Source organism: Arthrobacter sp. CJ23 (assembly GCF_024741795.1).
Taxonomy (GTDB): Bacteria; Actinomycetota; Actinomycetes; order Actinomycetales; family Micrococcaceae; genus Arthrobacter.
In genome coordinates, this window is the sequence record NZ_CP102950.1 from 1,366,697 (window position 1) to 1,385,292 (window position 18,596).

The following is an 18,596-nucleotide window of genomic DNA, read 5'->3' on the forward strand; positions in this document are numbered from 1 at the left end:
TCAGGCTCCCTTCCTGGCGATGGTGACCGGCTGCTCCAGCAGCCGGACGGCGGGCAGGCCGGACGCCGGCACCAGGCGGGCGCCGTCGTCGTTCTCCTGCAACTGCCAGTCGCGGCAGATGCCGTCCACGGCCAGCGGGTAGACGGTGACGGAGCCGTCCGGGGCCAGGTGCAGGCGCAGGAAGCCCTTGTGGTCCTCGATGGCCTGGCCGGACATCCGCCACGACGCCACCTCGCCGCCCGGCGTCCCCTGGATGAAGAACGCGAAGGCCTCGCTGCCCACCGCCCAGCCGCCCAGGTGCACCAGTGCGAGCGAGAGGGCGGCGATGAGGAAATGCGGCCAGGGATGGGGCCACGGGATCAGGATCACGACGGCGGCACTCACCGCGAGCGCGGACAGCTGATACAGGGCGCCGCGGAGGAAGACCACCAGGCCCCTCCGGGCGAGGCCCAGCCATTTTGCCAGCAGGGCCAGGACGCCCAGCAGGAGCAGCGGAGCGGCGACCAGGAGGACGGTGAGCAGCAGGGTGTTTCCCCCGGTGAGGCTGCGCAGGCTGTCCACGAAGGACAGGCCGCGGAAGGCGCTGAACACCGTCCAGAGGGTCAGGAAGGCCACCATGTGCACGATGCCGAGCAGCACGCCGAAGCCCGGGTTGCGCACGGGCAGCCAGTACGGGGACAGCGGGTTGGCCAGCCGCCGCCCGTAGCGCTGGGAATCCGCAGGTTGCGGGTAGATGCTGGGCATGCGGGTGAACCGCCTGCCCCGTGTTTCGGCTCCGCTTGATTCCGATCCGCTGGCGGCTGCCCCGCTTGCTCCGGGCACGTTCGTTTCGGGGACAGCCGACGACGGCGGCTGGGCGGCCGATTCGCCCGGCGAGCCTGCCGGGGGAGGCAGGACAACGTTCTGCGGGAGCCAGTGCGCGTCGGACAGATAGGCGCCGCCCAGGCCGCAGGTGAAGAGCTGGGCGCGGGCGGGATCGGGCGGAAGCTCCTGCGCCTCGCCCGGGCCGCGCTGCTCGTACCGCGAGTAGTGGTGGAGGTCGCCGCTGAGCCAGAGCCGCACACCGGCCCCGGTGGCCTCGAACAGCCCGGTCTCGGGGTTGAAGCGCCGGCGCAGGTAGTCCTGCTCGAAGAAGTTGACCTGCCGGAACTCGCCGCTGCCGGGCCGGTCCGCGTAGACCCAGTACGGGGCGGCAACGCACAGGATGATGGCATCGCCGTCCTGCAGCTGCGTGGTGACGTTGCGGTAGAAGTAGTCCAGCTGCGGTTCGTCGATGTACTGCCCCAGCTGGCTGTCCAGCCCCAGGAGCCACCAGCCGGGCGTGCCTTGGTGTCCTTCGCGCGGGGCTTCGCCGCTGAGCCGCACGGCGAAGTAGCTGCGGGTCTGGATGGTGCGCCAGGCGCCGATGCTGCGTTGCCGCGTGAACAGGCGGATGAAGGAGGTCAGGCCGTCGTACCAGTCGTGGTTGCCGGGCAGCGCCAGCATGACCGCGGCCGGGGCGGCCGGGGGCTTGGCGGGGTTGACGGGGGCAAGGTGTCCGGGGACGGGGTTCCGCGGCGCAGGGAAGGCCATCCGGTAGGGGCCCGCCATGCGGTCCTCGTAGGCTGCCGGGGAGGCCACGGGGTAGACCTCGTCGCCGCCGAGCACCAGCACCTTGCCGCGCGGCAGCACCGTGCCGCCGGCGTCGAGCGATTCCTGTGCCAGCAGCAGCGCAACCGAGTACGTGGCGTCGAAGCCGTCGCCCAGGTCCGCGGCGAAGTCGAGCCAGAGTTCCTTGCCGGCGCTGCCTGAGGCCGCCGTCGCAGCTTCCTCCTCCTCGGCGAGCTTCCCGGGCGACGGCAGGGACCTGCTGCCCACCGGTGGCTGCGCGGGCTGCCCGGGCACCGGAAGCCGGTCCAGGTCCAGCGGATCGGAGGGGAAACCGCCCTCCAGTTCGCGCTTGTCGCCGAAGTCGGCGAAGACCGTAGCGGCCATGACCTTCAGCGCGGTCCGGGCCAGCGACATCGGCGAGAGCCAGCGGACGGCCTCCCGGGGCGTGAACCCCAGGACGGCGCGGTGCTCCGCGAGCTCCCGGCGTTTCATGGCCGCGGCTTGAAGGGGAACGGAACGCGTTTGGCGGCCCGGCCGTAGACGTACCACAGCTCGCCCATGAAGAGCTTCCCGAACGCGGCCAGCCCCGCGGCCGGGGAAGGACCCACGGCACGGAAGGTGGTCAGCTGCTTGGCGAAGTCCAGCGGCCGGATGTGCAGGATCCCGGCACCGGCGATTCCGGGATCGACCGCGGGGCCAGGCTCTGCTGCCGGTTCAGGCCCGGCACCCGGTTCCGGCGGCGGCACATGGCCGCGCAGGATCGTGGCATACAGGATGGTGGTGTCCGCCCAGACGTCCAGCCCGGCGTCGTTCCGGATCTCCTTGAAGCCGGTGAACGTCAGCGGGGTGCCGCCGGGATCGCGCAGCCACAGGCGGTACAGCATGCGGCGCGAGGGGCCGCCGTCGGATCCTTCGCCGCTGCCGTCGGAAACGAACAGATTGAACCAGCCCCGCTCCACCGGCAGCCGGCCACCGAACTGGTCCACCAGCACGTAGCCCGCCGCTGTGGCCGGATGCGAGGGGTCCGCCACGAAGGCATCGATGTCCTCGGCGGTGATGGTCAGCTCGAACATGATCCGCCGGCCGCGGTCACGGCCCAGGTTGCGGCCCTTTTCCGGATCGGCCACGCCTGGGCTGAACCAGCCGTGCATCTGCTCGGTGAAGCTGACGGACGTCGCCTGCGCGCCGGTCCCGGCCGCCGCTCCAGGCTCCAGCCCCCGGGTCCTGCGGCCGGCAGGCGGGGCAACCGGGGCGGGGCGCTCTTCGCGCCCGGACTTCCCTTTGGTGGCGTCCGGTGCCAGGGCGCGGGGAACCAGCTCTCCGGCGTCGACGACGGCGCCCGCCGCCACCGGGGCGGCCGCCGGCGGCGCTCCCGACTCCAGGCCGCCGCGGCTCCGCGCCTCTGTTGCGCCAACAGTCCTGCCGGCGGCACCCGGCCTGCCCGCTTCGAGGATGCGCTCGCAGGCCCGCTCGGCGAAGGCCGCAATGGTCAGCGAGGGGTTGGCCCCCACCGGACCAGGCATGGCCGCCCCGTCCACCACATACAGGCCCGGGTAGCCGAACACCTCGCCGTAGGAATCGCAGACGCCCTCGGCCGGGTTGCGCCCGGCCGGTGCGCCGCCGATCGGGTGCACCGTGATGACGTGCTTGGCCCACCAAAGCGGGTTGTCCACGAAGGTGCCGTCCAGCTCCCCGGCGATCGAGGCCATGGTGGCCCGGACCCGGTTGAAGTAGGCGGTTGAGGTGGACAGTGTCCAGCCGATGGCGAGCCTGCCGTCCTCCAGGCCCATGACGCCGTCGGGGATGTCGCGGCCCATGCCCAGCAGGGGCAGGGAACTGGCGGACAGCCTGCCGTCGCCCAGGGCAGCCGCGACGTCGGCGGAAATGTTGGAGCGCCGGGCCTCAAAGAGCCTGTCTTTGAGCAGCTGCTTGGCCACCCGGAAGGTGCGGGCGGCCACCTTGCCCAGCTGCCCGGTTTCGATCAGCCAGTTCATGAAGGCCGGGTAGCCGGCGTCCTCCACGTAGTAGCCGCGGCCGTCGCCGCCGTCGCGGCTGTCCGGTACCCGGATGGCGGTGGTGATCACGGGGCCCCGGCTCCCGGCGAGAGTGCGCACACCGCCGCTGGAACCGTTGCGCGTCTTGGCGTCCATGATGAAGGTCAGCAGATCCCCGTTGCCGCTGAAACGGGTGCCGAGGGCGTCGCTGAGGGCCGGGAGGGAACCACGGTTGCGCAGGAGCAGGAAGTTGGTGCCGAAGGTGCCTGCCCCCAGGATCAGCCTGCGGCAGTGGATGAGCCGTTCCGTGAGCAGGGCGCCCGGGGTCGCGGGGTCGTGGACGACGTAGCGGACCTCGTAGCCCCCGCCGTCGAGGGGGCGGATGCCGCGGACGTCGTGGAAGGTGCGGAGGTCCGCATGCCGGGCGGCAGCGGAGAGGTAGTTGTGGTCCAGGGTGTTCTTGGCGCCGGTGTTGCAGCCGATGTCGCATTCGCCGCACAGGGTGCACGTGGTCCTGACCGTGCCTTCGCCGTGGACGCTGCCGTACGAGGCGGCCGGCAGGGGCTGGTTCGTGCCGGGGGCCGCGCCGGGTGCCGTGGCGAAGGTGACGGCGATGGGCGGACGGCTGATGGACAGGCCCAGCGACGCGGCGCCGGCTTCCATGGCGTTGGTCTTGGGCGTGTCCATATATGGGTACGGGACGGGCTGGAGCATGGCCTCCGCGGCGTCGTAGTACGGGTCCAGATCTGCCCGCGAGAACGGCCAGTTCTCGTAGCCGCCGCCGGGCACGGGAGATTCCTTGACGAACCAGTTTTCGTCCTTGCGGAGCAGCACATTGGCGTAGATCAGGGAGCCCCCGCCCAGCCCGCTGGACACGAGCCCCTCCACGCCCCGGAACGTCCAGGCATCGAAGAGCCCGTAGAGTCCGCGGTCCGGGTCCCAGAAATTGCGGCCCATCTCGGCCGGCGTGCGGGCGAAGCTGCCGGGAGGGTAGGGCTTGCCCCGTTCCATGAGCACCACGGATTGCCCGGCGGCGGACAGACGGTGGGCGGCCACTGAGCTGCCGAATCCCGATCCCACCACCACGGCATCCACGGACTCAATGGCCTCCAGCCCAACCATGGCCGTTCCTCTCGAGGAAGAGAGCAGATATGGCCCCATGTTCCCACCGGGCCCGGAATCTGTCCATGAGGTGGAGTAACCAGGTTTTGGCCGCCAGGAGGGTTATCGGAGGGGCGCCGTCGAGTTGCGGACCACCAACCGTGGCGTGAGGCGCTTACTGGCGACGGGCGCGTCCGGATTGTTGAGGCGCTCCAGGGCCACCATTCCGGCCAACCGCCCCAACTCGACGGCGTGGAGATCCACCGACGTCAAGTCGATCCCATGGAGCCGGGCGGTCCTTGAATCGTCGTAGCCAAGCAATGACAAGTGGCCGGGAATGGTCAGGCCCCTGGCGTAGGCAGCTTCGCGGGCCCCCAGGGCGAACTGGTCGTTGTGGGTGAAGATGGCTGTCGGTGGGTCCGCAGCATCAAGCAATTCGGCGGCGGCCCGCTGGCCGGCATCCTGCGTGAAGTCGTGTGCGGAAAGGGTCTGCGGCGCCAAGCCGGCATCGCGCATTGTTCGCTCGTAGCTTTGCCGACGCACCACATGGCCGTCATAAACAGGGCCGGCCAAATGGGCGATCCGTGTGTGGCCCAGGCTGAGGAGGTGCTCGGTGGCGGCACGGGCGCCGGCCTCGTCGTCTGAATACACGCTGTCGACCCCTTCCACTGGACGCGTGACGCTGACGATCGGAACGATCTGCGCCAGCTCGCGGACCTGCTCATCGGTGTCCAGCAGCGTTGCCGCGATGATGATCCCCACACGCGCTTCGATCAGCGACTCAAGCGCACCGTGATCCACGCCGTCGACTGATCGGGAGACGCTCAGGATGAGCCGGTTGCGGTCCTGGGGGAGCGCCATGCGGACGCCACTGAGGATGTCCGCATAGACCTCGTTGCGGATGTCCATAAGATAGAGCCCGACGGCGGAGCGGTGCTTGCGTGCCAAGTCGGCAGCCACCGCGTTGGGCCGGTAGCCGAGACGTTTGGCGGCGTCGAAGATGGCTTGCTTGGTCTCGCTGCTGACGCCGGGGGCGCCCCTGAACGCGAAAGACACGAGTGTCCGGGAAACGCCGACTTCGCGCGCAACATCGCTTTGCGTGGCGGGACGGTGCTGGCGGTCAGGAACCATGGCTTCATCCTCCCACGGTCCAGAACACACAAAGATTAATAGTTTGTTAGTTTGACCTTACATTTAAATCTTTCGCGCGTTAGTATTGCTGAGACGCGGGCCACAACGACCGCGTAACCTGACAAAGGAGTCCTGATGGCTACTGCAAATGTGCAAAGCGGAACGTCTAGACCGACCCCGCTCCCGCCTTTGACTGACGGGCCGCACCGCAAGCGTCTTGGCCTGGTGGCCCTGGTCGCCACGTTCGGCGGCCTGCTGTTCGGCTATGACACCGGTGTCATCAACGGTGCGCTGCGGCCGATGACCGCTGAACTGGCCCTCACGCCGATCACCGAGGGAGTCGTGACCAGTTCCCTGCTCTTCGGCGCCGCCGCGGGCGCCGTGGGAGGCGGCCGCCTCTCCGACACCTGGGGGCGGCGCAAGACGATCATCCTCCTGGCCGTGCTGTTCCTCGCCGGCGCCCTGGCCTGCGTGTTCGCGCCGGGGTTCGAGGTCATGGTCCTCGGCCGGATCATCCTCGGCCTGGCCGTCGGCGGTGCCTCCTCGGTGGTCCCGGTGTACCTCGCCGAGCTTGCCCCCTACGAGATCCGCGGCTCCCTGGCGGGCCGCAACGAGCTGATGATCGTGGTCGGCCAGCTCGCGGCGTTCGTCGTCAACGCCGTGATCGGCAATGTCTGGGGCGAACACCCCGGGGTGTGGCGGATCATGCTCGCCGTCGCCGCGCTGCCGGCCATTGCCCTGTTCCTGGGCATGCTGCGGATGCCCGAGTCCCCTCGCTGGCTCATCTCCCGGCGCCGCACCCAGGAAGCCCTGGAGGTGCTCTCCACGATCCGTTCGCCCGAGCGCGCCGCCGCGGAAATGGCCGACGTCAAGCACCTCGCCGACGAGGAAGAGCAGATGAACCTCTCCGGCTGGGGCGCGCTGAAGAACAAGTGGATCCTGCGCATCCTGCTCGTCGGGATCGGCCTGGGCGTTGCCCAGCAGCTCACCGGCATCAACTCGATCATGTACTACGGCCAGTCCGTGCTCATCGAGGCAGGCTTCGACTCCGGCGCCGCGCTCATCGCCAACGTCGCCCCGGGCGTCATCGCCGTCGTCGGCGGCGTCATCGGGCTCTCCCTGATGCAGCGCATCAACCGCCGCACCACCCTGATCACCGGCTTCATCCTGACCACGGCCTGCCACTTCCTCATCGGCATCGCCTCGATCGCCCTGCCGGTGGGGGACCCGGCCCGGCCGTTCGTGATCCTCGCCCTGGTGGTCGCCTTCGTGGGCTCGATGCAGACCTTTCTCAACATCGCGGTCTGGGTGATGCTCTCGGAGATCTTCCCGCTGCACATCCGCGGCTTCGCGATCGGCGTCTCCATCTTCTGCCTCTGGATCGCCAACGCCTTCCTCGGCCTGTTCTTCCCGTCCCTGGTGGCCGCGGTCGGCATCACCGGGACGTTCTTCCTGTTCGGCGCCGTCGGCATCCTGGCGCTGGTCTTCATCTACACCCAGGTCCCGGAAACCCGCGGCCGCACCCTCGAAGCCCTCGAAGAGGACGTCACCACAGGGGCCATCTACATCGTCCACAAGAAACAGGCAACCACCGGGCACTGATCCAGGGCACCCCCCACCACGCAGCCCGGCAGGCACCAAACAGCAGAGAACGACGGCGGGAAGTTCCCGCCGTCGTTCTCTTGCGTCAAAGCAGTTAGACGCGGAGCCGGTACCCGCGCTTCACCACGGTTTCGACGAGCTTGCCGTCCGGCAGGGCAGAACGCAGCCTGCTGACGGTCATGTCCAGGGCATGGACGGAACCGCGGAGCTCCAGCAGATCGGACAACGACTCGCGGGACAGCACGGCACCGCCGGCTCCGAGGAGTGCGCGCAGCAGGAGCAACGGGGCCGGTGCCAGCTCCACCACTTCGCCGTCGATCCGCAGGCAGCGGCCGCGCAGTTCGATGTGGCCGGTGCTGGTCTCCAGCCGGCGCACGTGGTTCAGGGCGAGGTGTTCGGTGACGAGGCGGATGAGGGCACCCATCCGGAACCGTTCCGGGATCAGGGGCGAGAGGCCGGCGTCGATGAGCGGCTGCGCCGTCACGGGACCGACGGCGGCAACCGTCACGGGGCCCTGCAGGCTTTCGATCAGCTGCTTGTAGAGGCCCATTTCATGGGCCGTGCTCCAGACGGCGTCCACCGCGGGGGCACTGGTGAAGGTGAGCACATCCAGGTTGCCGCTGCAGGCGGCCTCGATCAGGCGCGGCAGCTTGTCCGCGCCGTCGGGCTTGACCCAGCGGTACGGGGTCACGGTCAGGACCGTGGCGCCGGACATGCGCAGCCGCTCCAGCTGGCGCACATCGGTGTAGCCGTGCAGCTGCACGGCGACGGTCTTGCCGCGGACGCCTTCGGCGAGCAGCATGTCCACCAGGGTGGCGGTGGTTTCGTCACTGCTGATCCCGACGTCGGCCAGGCCGGCCGCGCGGACCGCGCCGCGGGCCTTGGGTCCCCTGACGAACATCCGGCAGGCGGACAGCGTTTCGAGCAGCTGTTCGCCGATGCCGAAGGAGTCCGCAGCTTCGCACCAGCGGCGCATCCCGTAGGCGGTGGTGGCGATGCAGATGTCCGGGCGGGCGTCGATGATGGCACGTGTGTCCTGGATGAGTGACTCGTCCTCCTGGACCGGCGCGATCTTCAGCGCAGGGGCGTGCAGCACCGTGGCGCCGCGGCGCTCGAGGGCCTCGATGAGGTCCCGTGAGCGGCGGTGCGAGGTGACGCCGATGCGGAAGCCGTCCAGGGGTGCGTCGGACGGATCCGGCAGCCCGACGGGGTTGACGGTCTCGAGCGGTTCAAGGGTGTTCAGTGCACTCATGGGGTTTCCTTCAGGCTTCAAGAAGCGAAGCCGCGAGCCGGCTCAGTTCAGCGGAGGCACCGGCATGATTACGGTTGGCTTCAGCCACCCGGACCACCTCGCCGATGACCAGGACGGCCGGGTTGCTGCAGCCGGAGGCTGCAGTTTCGATGGTGCCGAGCTCGGCAATAGTGGTGCGCTGGCCGGGGCAGTAGCCGCGTTCGACCACGGCCATCGGCATGTCTGCCTTCATGCCGGCGCGGCGCAGGCCGGCCGCCAGCTGGGGCAGGGTTCCGATGCCCATGAGCACCACGATGGTGCCGCCGAGGCCGGCCAGGTGGGTGTGTTCCTTCTCCGTGAGCGGCGCGTGGCCGGAGACCACGGTGAACATGTGGCTGACCTCGCGGTGCGTGACGGGGATGCCTGCCGCCGCCGGAACGGAGATGGCACTGGTGACGCCGGAGATCACGCGGACGGGGACGCCGGCGGCCACGCAGGCCGCCACTTCCTCGCCGCCGCGGCCGAAGACGTAGGGATCGCCGCCCTTGAGCCGGACCACGTTCTTGCCGGCCAGGGCACTGTCCACCATGAGCTGTTCGATGTCGCGCTGGCCCACCTTGTGGTGGCCCGGCTTCTTTCCGACGTCCACCAGTTCCGCCGAGCTCAGGGATGCCAGCAGCTGGTAGGGGGCCAGCCGGTCGTAGAACACGACGTCGGCATCCCGCAGGGCATTGACGGCACCCACGGTGAGCAGATCCAGGGCGCCGGGCCCGCCGCCCACCAGGGTGACGTGTCCTTCGGGTCCCGGTGCCGGTTCGGTGCAGACGGGGATTCCGGCCTCGCGGCAGCGCTCCAGCAGCGGTTCCCAGCCGGCTTCGCCGTCGTCCACTGCCGCCACCAGGAACGGCCGCTCGGGGAGGTGGCCGTCGCCCGGGGCGCCGTCCGGGGTGCTCAGGCGGTAGACCACGGCGCCGGCGGCCTCGTAGCGGCGGACGGCCTGGCGGGCTGCCATGGCCGAACCGGTGACCAGGACTTCGCGGCCGGTGAGATCGATGGTGAGCTGCATGGTGGCCCCTAGTTCTCTACGCCGGCCGCACTGCGGACCGGGATGGTGGAGGCGATGAGCACGCCGCCCTTTTCCTCGTTGGTCGCCGGGCGCATCTGGCCGCGCTCGTCGGAAACGAAGGTGATGGAGTCGTCCTTCTGGTCGGGTGCGTTGACGAAGGAACGGAAGCGGCGCAGGCGCTCGGGGTCCTTCAGGGTGTCCGCCCATTCGTCCACGTAGGTGTCCACGTGCTTGGCCATGGCGGCTTCGAGTTCCTCGGCGATGCCCAGGGTGTCCTTGACCACCACGTCCTCGACGTGCTTGATGCCGCCGTCGAGCTCTTCCTGCCAGCGCGCGGTGCGCTGCAGGCGGTCGGCGGTGCGGATGTAGTACATGAAGTACCGGTCGATGTACTTGATCAGCGTCTCGTCGTCCAGGTCCTTGGCGAGGAGCTGGGCGTGGGCCGGGGTGGCACCGCCGTTGCCGCCGACGTACAGGTTCCAGCCGTCGGCCGTGGCGATCACGCCGACGTCCTTGCCGCGGGCCTCGGCGCACTCACGGGCACAGCCGGACACGCCCATCTTGAGCTTGTGCGGGCTGCGCAGGCCGCGGTAGCGCAGTTCCAGGGCGATGGCCATGGCCACCGAGTCCTGGACGCCGAAGCGGCACCAGGTGGAACCGACGCAGGACTTCACCGTGCGCAGGCTCTTGCCGTAGGCCTGGCCGGATTCGAAGCCGGCGTCTACCAGCTCCTTCCAGATCTCCGGCAGCTGCTCCAGCCGGGCACCGAACATGTCGATGCGCTGGCCGCCGGTGATCTTGGTGTAGAGGTTGTACTTCTCGGCGACGGCGGCGATGACGCCAAGGCCCTTGGGAGTGATCTCGCCGCCGGCGATGCGCGGGACCACCGAGTAGGTGCCGTCCTTCTGCATGTTGGCCAGGGCGCGGTCGTTGGTGTCCTGCAGGGTGCCGCGGCCGGCGTCCAGCACGTAGGCGCTGTTCTGGCTGGCCAGGATGTTGGCGATGGTGGGCTTGCAGATGTCGCAGCCGGCCCCGGTGCCGTACTTGGCCATGATCTCCTCGAAGGAGGTCAATTCCAGGACGCGGATGGCATCGAACAGTTCCTGGCGGGAGAGTTCGATGTGCTCGCACAGGGCCTTGGAGACCTCGACGCCGGACTTCTTGAGCTCGCCTTCCAGGAGCTTCTTGAGCATCGGCACGCAGGATCCACAGCTGGTTCCGGCGCGGGTGCAGCCCTTGAGCTCGCCGAGTTCCTGCACGGGGGCGTTGCCGTCGCAGGCACCGCAGCCGTTGACGGTGTCGCGGATGGTTCCGGCGGTTACGTTGTTGCAGGAGCACAGGATGGCATCGTCCGGGAGTTCGGTGTCCGGGGCGTCGCCGCCGCCGGCCGCCGTGAGGTAGGCGCCCGGTTCCGCGGACAGCTCGCGGCCCAGGAGCGGGCGCAGGCTCATGTAGGGCGATGCGTCGCCCACGAAGATGCCGCCCAGGAGGGTCTTGGCGTCGTCGGTGGTGACGATCTTCTGGTAGACACCGCGGGCGGGGTCCGCGTAGACGATTTCGAGGGAGTGTTCGGTCTTGGCGAAGGCGTCGCCGAAGCTGGCCACGTCCACGCCGGAGAGCTTGAGCTTGGTGGCGGTGTCGAAGCCGGGGAAGGTCGCTTCCCCGCCGTGGAGACGGTCCGCCACGATCTCGGCCATGGTGTTGGCCGGAGCCACGAGGCCCAGGCACATGCCTTCGAAGTTGGCGACCTCGCCGATGGCCCAGATGCCGGGGATCTCGGTGGCGCAGGAATCGTCGATGACCACACCGCCGCGGGGGCCGAGGCCGAACAGCTGATCTTCACCCTCTGCAGCGCGGAAGAGTTCGTCGCGCGGCTTCACGCCGATGGCCACGATCACAATGTCGGCGGCGATGGTGCGGCCGTCGGCCATGAGGACGCCGGTGACCTGGCCGTCGTCGTCCGTGACAACCTCGGACGGGAAGACGCCGCCGTGCACTTCGAAGCCCTTGGCTTCGATCAGGCGGCCCAGGGCCTGGCCTGCGCCCTCGTCCAGCTGGGTGTTCATGAGCCACGGCGAGCCGTTGATGACGATGGGGGTGGCGCCGAGCTGTTCGGTGCCGGCCGCGGACTCGAGGCCCAGGAGGCCGCCGCCGATGGTGACGGCGTTGACCTTGCGGCCCAGCTTTTCCGTCAGCTCGGCGATGGCCTTGTTGATGGCCCAGACGTCATCGAGCGTGCGGTAAACATGGGTGTGCTCGGCGCCCGGGATGGGAAGGCGGGCGGCGTCGGAACCGGTGGCGACCACCAGTTCGTCGTATTCGTAGCTGTTGCCGGCCGCGGTGGTGACCGTCTGGGAGACGGTGCAGATCTTCACGGCGCGCTCGCCGGTGCGCAGGTCCAGGGCTTCGTGATCCCACATGGACGCATTGCCCAGGGTGAGGTCCACGTCTGTTTCGGTGAGTGCCTTGCTCAGCGCCACGCGGTCGTAGGGAAGGTGTGCTTCCTCCGTCAGCACCGTGACCTGCCAGCCTTCGAGTCCACGGGTGTGCATGGCGTCAGCGAATCGGTGGGCAGCAGGGCCGCCTCCGGCGACAACGATGCGGCGCGGGTTCTCGATGCTTGAAGTGTGTCCGGTCACGGGTGGGCCTTTCGCAAGTTGTTGCAGAAGGAGCTCTGCAACTTATGGATCCAGCCTAGGGAGCCGCAGTTTCGCTTCAGTTTCCCATTTGTTTCGTGGTCTTAACTTCTGCATCACGATCACATTTCCGGGTCCGTGAGGTCTCTTTTACGCCGCCGACACAATTGGGGAGCGCCGCTGAAACACCCGGGTTTTAGCGTGGAGCTGTGGCCGTAAGCGCGGCCCGGCCTGGGAAGTACGGCGGAAGCGCCGCACCCGGGCACTGCGAGAGGGGCTGAAATGACCGTAATTCTGGACCGTGTTGAAGAGCGGCGTGACGAACAGGCCGAAGCAACCGCTGCCGGCTGGCACCGGGTATGCCCGGTGGATGAGCTCGAGCTGGCCTGGGGCGAAGCCGCGTTGATCGAGGGCCGCCAGGTGGCGTTGTTCCGCACCGCCCCGGACGAGGTGTACGCCGTGGCTCAGCAGGACCCGGCCACCCTGGCCAACGTGATGGCGCGCGGCATCATCGGTTCCCGCGGGGACCGGCCCACCATCGCTTCGCCGCTGCACAAGGAGGTCTACGACCTCCTGACGGGCGAATGCTTCACCAACCCCGAACTGGCCCTGGCCACCTTCAACACCCGCCTGGTTGACGGGTACCTCGAAGTCGAACTCTAAGCCGTACCTCAGCCGCGCCCGGCGCTGCTAGAGGCCGAGCGCTTCGCGGACGTCGTCCAGGACGTGGTCCAGTGCAGCGCGGGCCGTCTGGCGGGCCTGGGGCAGTTCGGCCGCGGAGCCCACGGCCTGGATGACCTCCAGGTAGCACTTGAGCTTGGGTTCGGTGCCGCTGGGGCGGATGATGACCCTGCTCTGGTCCCGGGTGATGTAGAGCAGCCCATCGGTGGGCGGTAGGTGCGCGCTGCCTTGGGCGAGGTCCGTGAAGGTCTCGACGGCGGAGCCGCCGAACGCTTCGGGAGGGCTCACCCGCAGCCGGTTCATCATGGCATCCAGCAGGCCCAGGTCGGCCACCCTGATGCTGAGCTGGTCGCTCGCATGCAGCCCGTGCACCAGGTACAGCTCGTCCAGGGTGTCGAAGATGGTCTTGCCTTCGGCCTTGGCCGCGGCAGCAAGTTCGGCGATCAGGACGGCAGCGGAAATGCCGTCCTTGTCCCGCACCAGGGACGGAGCCACACAGTAGCCCAGGGCTTCCTCGTAGCCGTACATCAGTCCGGGAACCCGGGAAATCCATTTGAAGCCGGTGAGGGTTTCCTCGTGGGCGTAGCCTGCGGCGGACGCGATGCGCGCCAGCAGCCGCGAGGACACGATGGAGTTGGCGAACACGCCACCACCAGCGTCCCCGGCCGCGTGGGGTTGGTCTTCGTTGCGGGCGGCGAGCCGGGCCACCACGTGCGCCCCCAGGAGGGCGCCCACTTCGTCACCCCGCAGCATCCGCCACGCTCCGCTGTCCGGGTCCTTCGCCGCGACCGCCGCGCGGTCGGCGTCGGGGTCGTTGGCCAGCACGATGTCCGCGCCGGAGCGGTCCGCGGCGGCCAGGGCCAGATCGAGGGCTCCGGGTTCCTCGGGGTTCGGGAAGGCCACGGTGGGGAAGTCCGGGTCCGGGTAGGCCTGTTCCTCCACGAGCGTCACGTCCGTGAAACCGGCGGCGTTGAGCACGGCCACGGCCGTCGCCCCGCCCACGCCGTGCATGGGCGTGAGGATGATCTTCAGCTCCCGGGCCGGGAAATTCGCGGTGTCCGCGAGGCCGGACATGGCGGCTTGGTAGTCCGTGGCGATCGAGCCCGGCAGCACCGTCCAGCCATCGTTGGCCAGCGTGACCGTGTCGAGGGCTCCCACGGCGTCGATCTTCGCCGCGATCGCCGCGTCGTACGGGGCGACGATCTGCGCGCCGCGCCCGCTTTCCTCCACGGCGTGCCGGCCCAGGTAGACCTTGTAGCCGTTGTCCTGCGGCGGGTTGTGGCTGGCCGTGACCATCACGCCGCCGTCGCAGTCCAGGGCCCGCACCGCGTAGGCGAGCAGGGGCGTGGGCAGGGCCGCGGGCATCAGGAACGTCTCGATCCCGGCAGCGGTGAAGATCGCCGCCGTTTCCAGCGCGAACACATCGGAGTTGTGCCGGGCATCGTAGCCGACGACGGCGCGCGGCCGGGCGCCCGGGGCCGCCGCAGCCACGGCGTCGTTCAGGAAAGCCGCCAGGCCGGCCGCCGCACGGCGGACCACCACGCGGTTCATCCGGTTGGGGCCCGGGCCCAGTGCCGCCCGGAGCCCGGCGGTGCCGAACTGCAGCGTTCCGCTGAAGCTGTCGGCCAGTTGCTGCCCCGCGGCAGGGTCGCCGGTGGCGGCCACATCGGCAAGTTCCTCAAGGGCAGCCGCGGTGCCCGGATCCGGGTCCTGGGAAGCCCACTCGCGGGCTTCGATGATCAGTTGCTCGAATTCGGCACCGTTCGACGTCATAGGGATAAAGCTATCGTCAAAGCGGCCGGAAGCGCAGACCGTCCGTACATCGGACTGATTGCGGTCGTGTCCTTCCGGCCGCCTGATTCGTGCCCCGTGCTAGTCCAGGGTTGTGCTGGAAACCGTGAACGTGGTGGTGCCCCCGGTGCTGAAGACCGAGGATACTGTGTCTTCCCACGCGGGGAAGAAGGTATCCGTGATGACCACGGAGCCGTCCCCGGCGAAGACTTCCACGGAGGACGCGTCCAGCAGGATCCGCAACCGGAGCTTGCCTTCAATGGGCGCCACCGGGGCCTGGTGGTAGGGGCTGAATTTCTCCGAGAAGTTCGAGGTTCCGGCCTTCGAACGGTCCACCTTGAGGGTCTGCGTGGACGTGTTGTAAGAGATCCGCAGGCCGCTGCCAGTGCTGCCGTTCCCCGTGCTGCTGCCTGCCGGGCCGCGCAGCACCAGGCCCGCTTCGGCGGCACCCGAGGCATCGAGTTCGACGTCGAGAAGCTGGCTGCGGCCCCCGAATCCTTCGCCGAGGGACTGGGCGGAGTCGGCCACCGTGAGGTTCTTGCCGTGGACCTCACCGCTGCGGGAGCCGGTGAGGGCCGTCGCAGCGGCCCCGGCAATGGCGGAACGGAGCTCCAGGCGCTGTCCGCCGTCCACCAGGGTCAGCTCGCGCGGGATGGCCATGGCCCCGCGCCACGGCGTGGTGGGGACGGACTGGGCGTAGTCCCAGTTCCCCATCCACCCCAGCAGAACGGGCTTGCCGCCGGGGGCTCCGCTGATGGAATTGGCGGCATAGTAATCTGCCCCGCGGTCCAGCCACTGGGAATCCGTGAGCGGGGCGCCGGGTGCCGTTGCGTTCTCGGCCGTGAACCGGGTGCCGTCGAACTCGCCCACAAAGTACTGCATGCCGGAGCCCCCGGCGATGCCGCCGGGGTTGATGCTCAGCAGCATGACCCATTTGCGGAGCCCGCCGGAGCCCTCGACGTCCATGTGGACCAGCTCCGGGACCTCCCAGAGGCCGCCCTGGGCGCCCACACCCGAGAAATCGCTCAGGAAATCCCAGTGCAGCAGGTCGGTGGACTTGAACAGTTTGATCACTTGGGCGTCCGCCACCACGGTGGTCATGACCCAGTAGCCGCCTGGTTCATACCAGGTGATCTTGGGGTCGCGGAAGTTCTTCGACGCCGGATTGAGGCTGAGCACCGGGTTGCCCTGGTACTTGGACCAGGTGGTCCCATGGTCCAGGCTGTAGGCCACGGACTGGGCCTGCGAGCCCTCCGGGAGGGCGCCGCCCTTGCCATAGGCGCTCGTGTACAGGGCGACCATCGGCGGGTTGTCCTTGGTGCCCAGGCCCGAGGCGTTCCCCGTATCCATGACCATGGCGCCGGAGAAGATTTCCTCGCCGGCGCCGGCCTCGAGCGCCACGGGCTGCTGGGTCCAGTGGACCAGATCGGTGCTGGTGGAGTGGCCCCAGGACATGTTGCCCCAGGAATTGCCGCGGGGGTTGTACTGGTAGAAGGCGTGGTACGTCCCGCCGTCGTAGACCAGGCCGTTGGGGTCGTTGAGCCAGTTCTGCTCCGCGGTCAGGTGCACGGCAGGGCGCCAGGGATCGCCGGCCGAGGGGCCGTGCGCCGCGGCAGCGGCGCTTGGTGAGGGAGCCGGCGTCGGGCCTTGGGTGCAGGCAGCAGCGGTGAGGGCGAGGGCGACGGCGGCCACGCCGGAAAGCGCGCGGTGGAGGATGGTCCGGGGGAGAGAGAAAGTCATTGTGGATCCTGGGGTTGGGGAGCGGGGGCATCCGCTGGTGCGGACGCCCCCGCCGTTGCCGGCGGCCGGCCTGAAGGCGGCCATGCCGACTGGGTAGTGCGTTCAGGAACGGGTGTTCCTACTTGTAGAGGCCCTCGCCACCGACGCGGAGGTTGGTGGGCAGGTAGCCGAACGGGCCGAGGCCGTTCTTCCCGAAGCTGCGGTCAACCTGGGTCACGCCGCCCTGGAAGTTCATCTTCACGGTGGGGGAGAGGGAGCCGCCGCGGACGCCTTCAACGTTGTCGATGAAGGACTGCACCAGGCCGCCGGGCTGCACGTAGTGCGAGTAGGCCTGGAACTGGCGCCCGTTCTGGCGGGGGTCCGGACCTTCCGGCGCGTTGGCCCGCATGTTCAGGTCCGTCGGCGAGCCGAGGGCAAGGCCGCTGTTGTTCACCGGCTGGAAGTCCGAGCGGACGCCGTTTCCGACGAAGCCGTAGACGCCGTCAGGACCGCGCATGCCGTCCGCGTAGGTGAACTGGTGGCTGATGGTGAACAGGTAGTACTTGTTCTGGCCGTTCTCGTTCTGGATGAAGATCTGCGGACGCTCGGTCTGGTCGTTGACGCAGTTGGCGGACAGGATCGGCGGCAGGAAGGACCACTTGGTGAGGTCCTTGTTGTCCGCCACGGCCAGGCCCACATTGGCGGTCTGGAACCAGGAACCGGTGGTGGTGTTCACCGTGTTGGTGTCTTCCGCGTGGGGATCGCCCGCACGGTAGCCGAGGTCTTCGTCCTTGCACTTGTACTCGCCGCGGTTGCCGCCGGTGTTGCCTTCGAAGACCATGAAGGTCTTGCCCGGGTGGGCCGGGTCGGCGAACGTGTACGGGTCGCGGAAGGCGAAGCCGGGGTTCTGGGCCTTGTTCTGGTACATGACGCCGTCCGGCTCCAGGAGCTTGGTGTGCTCGAAGCCGTCGAAGGTCACGCCGTTCTGGTCGGCGTGGATGTTGCCCAGGGCCTTGGCGATCACGGCATCGGGGGCGATGCCGCCGCCACCTGCGTTGCGTTCGGCAACGTCGTAGAACGTGGTGGCCGTGTAGAACACGTTGACGTGGTTGCCCTGCATCAGGCGGGCGGAACCGGACCATTCGGTGTTGCCGATGGAGGTGTTGTCCAGGAACAGGTGGCCGCCGTAGTTCCACTTGTCCGTGGCCGGATCGGCGTTGGTCTTGCGGAAGAAGTACCCGATGCGGGCGTTCCAGTGGCGCTGGTCGAAGCCGTAGCCTGCGTGGCGGTCGGCAACCAGGGAGAAGATGACGTCCCAGCCCTTGTAGCTGATCTGGTTCGCGTTCTCATCGGTCAGGGACCAGGTGTCCCACACCCAGACGTCGTCGTTCATGGCCGGGAAGTCCTTGGGGATTTCCGGCATGGTGACGTTGGGGCTCATGGAGTTCTGGCCGGTTGCAACGGTGGCGTCGCTCTGGGCCATGATCTGCTTGGCATCCGCGCGGGTCCACTTGGACGTGAAGTTGGCCGCGGGGTCATAGGCCTCCTGCGTGTGCAGGGTGGGCAGCGGGAATCCCGGCGTGGGGGCCGGCATTTCGGTGGAGGGCTGGTCGGCCGGCAGGTTTGCCTGCGCAGCAGGGGAAACCAGCAGAACGCCGGCGGCCACGCTGGCGGCGGCTGCGAAAGCCGCAACCGAGCGCAGACGGCGGCGTGGCCGTGTGGGGGTTGAGTGAGTGTTCATGCTTGCTCTTCTCGCGGAGTGTTGGACTACGTGGAGTGGGGCGCATGCCCTGGCTCTTAACTCCGGCGGCTCCCGATGCGCTGGTGGCGTCATCGAGGGACGCCATCGTGTCGAGGGGCGGTGAGGCCCTTGTGGGGCGCTCACTGCAGTGGTTCCGGCACGTCGACTTGCCGGAACGGTTCAAACATTTGCACGCCCGGGCCAGTGGATCAAACCGCGTTTCCTGGCCCGTTTCCAGATGTCAGACAAATTAGTGCAAGCGCTTACATCATATTCATGCGCGCGTGCCATGTATTGCGCGGAGCGTCAAATA

At 68.6% G+C, this 18,596-nt stretch carries 11 protein-coding genes; 2 read left to right on the forward strand and 9 right to left on the reverse strand.

Features of this window, described 5'->3' with window-relative positions:
- From NVV90_RS06125 to NVV90_RS06135, 3 genes are all read right to left on the reverse strand, one after another.
- Positions 1 to 2,082 (reverse strand): hypothetical protein, encoded by a 2,082-nt coding sequence (locus NVV90_RS06125; protein ID WP_258440303.1) that lies wholly within the window; start codon positions 2,080 to 2,082, stop codon positions 1 to 3.
- Complete coding sequence (locus NVV90_RS06130; RefSeq protein WP_258440304.1) at positions 2,079 to 4,706, reverse strand: GMC family oxidoreductase; 2,628 nt, start codon at positions 4,704 to 4,706, stop codon at positions 2,079 to 2,081. The genes NVV90_RS06125 and NVV90_RS06130 overlap by 4 nt, the downstream gene beginning before the upstream one ends.
- Before the next feature lie 102 nt (positions 4,707 to 4,808).
- Positions 4,809 to 5,816, reverse strand: a complete 1,008-nt coding sequence (locus tag NVV90_RS06135; protein WP_258440305.1) for a LacI family DNA-binding transcriptional regulator — start codon at positions 5,814 to 5,816, stop codon at positions 4,809 to 4,811.
- Positions 5,817 to 5,951: 135 nt separating this feature from the next.
- On the opposite strand from NVV90_RS06135, the gene NVV90_RS06140 reads away from it, so the two are divergent.
- Positions 5,952 to 7,418, forward strand: coding sequence for a sugar porter family MFS transporter (locus NVV90_RS06140; protein WP_258440306.1), 1,467 nt, complete (start codon positions 5,952 to 5,954; stop codon positions 7,416 to 7,418).
- 94 nt (positions 7,419 to 7,512) lie between these two features.
- Here NVV90_RS06140 and NVV90_RS06145 read toward each other — a convergent pair whose 3' ends face one another.
- The 3 genes from NVV90_RS06145 to nirB are packed head-to-tail and all read right to left on the reverse strand — an operon-like array spanning position 7,513 to position 12,354.
- Positions 7,513 to 8,670: a uroporphyrinogen-III synthase gene (locus NVV90_RS06145; protein WP_258440307.1), complete on the reverse strand. Its 1,158-nt coding sequence runs from the start codon at positions 8,668 to 8,670 to the stop codon at positions 7,513 to 7,515.
- 10 nt (positions 8,671 to 8,680) lie between these two features.
- Positions 8,681 to 9,715 (reverse strand): uroporphyrinogen-III C-methyltransferase, encoded by a 1,035-nt coding sequence (cobA, locus tag NVV90_RS06150; protein ID WP_258440308.1) that lies wholly within the window; start codon positions 9,713 to 9,715, stop codon positions 8,681 to 8,683.
- Between the two features lie 8 nt (positions 9,716 to 9,723).
- Positions 9,724 to 12,354 (reverse strand): nitrite reductase large subunit NirB, encoded by a 2,631-nt coding sequence (nirB, locus tag NVV90_RS06155; RefSeq protein WP_258440309.1) that lies wholly within the window; start codon positions 12,352 to 12,354, stop codon positions 9,724 to 9,726.
- 279 nt (positions 12,355 to 12,633) lie between these two features.
- Here nirB and nirD point away from each other — a divergent pair, with 279 nt between their 5' ends.
- Positions 12,634 to 13,014: a nitrite reductase small subunit NirD gene (nirD, locus tag NVV90_RS06160; RefSeq protein ID WP_258440310.1), complete on the forward strand. Its 381-nt coding sequence runs from the start codon at positions 12,634 to 12,636 to the stop codon at positions 13,012 to 13,014.
- A 27-nt stretch (positions 13,015 to 13,041) separates the two neighbouring features.
- On the opposite strand, the gene NVV90_RS06165 is transcribed toward nirD, so the two are convergent.
- The 3 genes from NVV90_RS06165 to NVV90_RS06175 form a co-directional block, all read right to left on the reverse strand.
- Complete coding sequence (locus tag NVV90_RS06165; RefSeq protein WP_258440311.1) at positions 13,042 to 14,805, reverse strand: phospho-sugar mutase; 1,764 nt, start codon at positions 14,803 to 14,805, stop codon at positions 13,042 to 13,044.
- Between the two features lie 99 nt (positions 14,806 to 14,904).
- Positions 14,905 to 16,563 carry a glycoside hydrolase family 32 protein gene (locus NVV90_RS06170; protein WP_258440312.1) on the reverse strand — a complete coding sequence of 553 codons (1,659 nt, stop codon included), beginning with the start codon at positions 16,561 to 16,563 and terminating at the stop codon, positions 14,905 to 14,907.
- Between the two features lie 118 nt (positions 16,564 to 16,681).
- Positions 16,682 to 18,283, reverse strand: coding sequence for a glycoside hydrolase family 68 protein (locus NVV90_RS06175; RefSeq protein WP_258440313.1), 1,602 nt, complete (start codon positions 18,281 to 18,283; stop codon positions 16,682 to 16,684).
- Positions 18,284 to 18,596 lie beyond the last annotated feature (313 nt).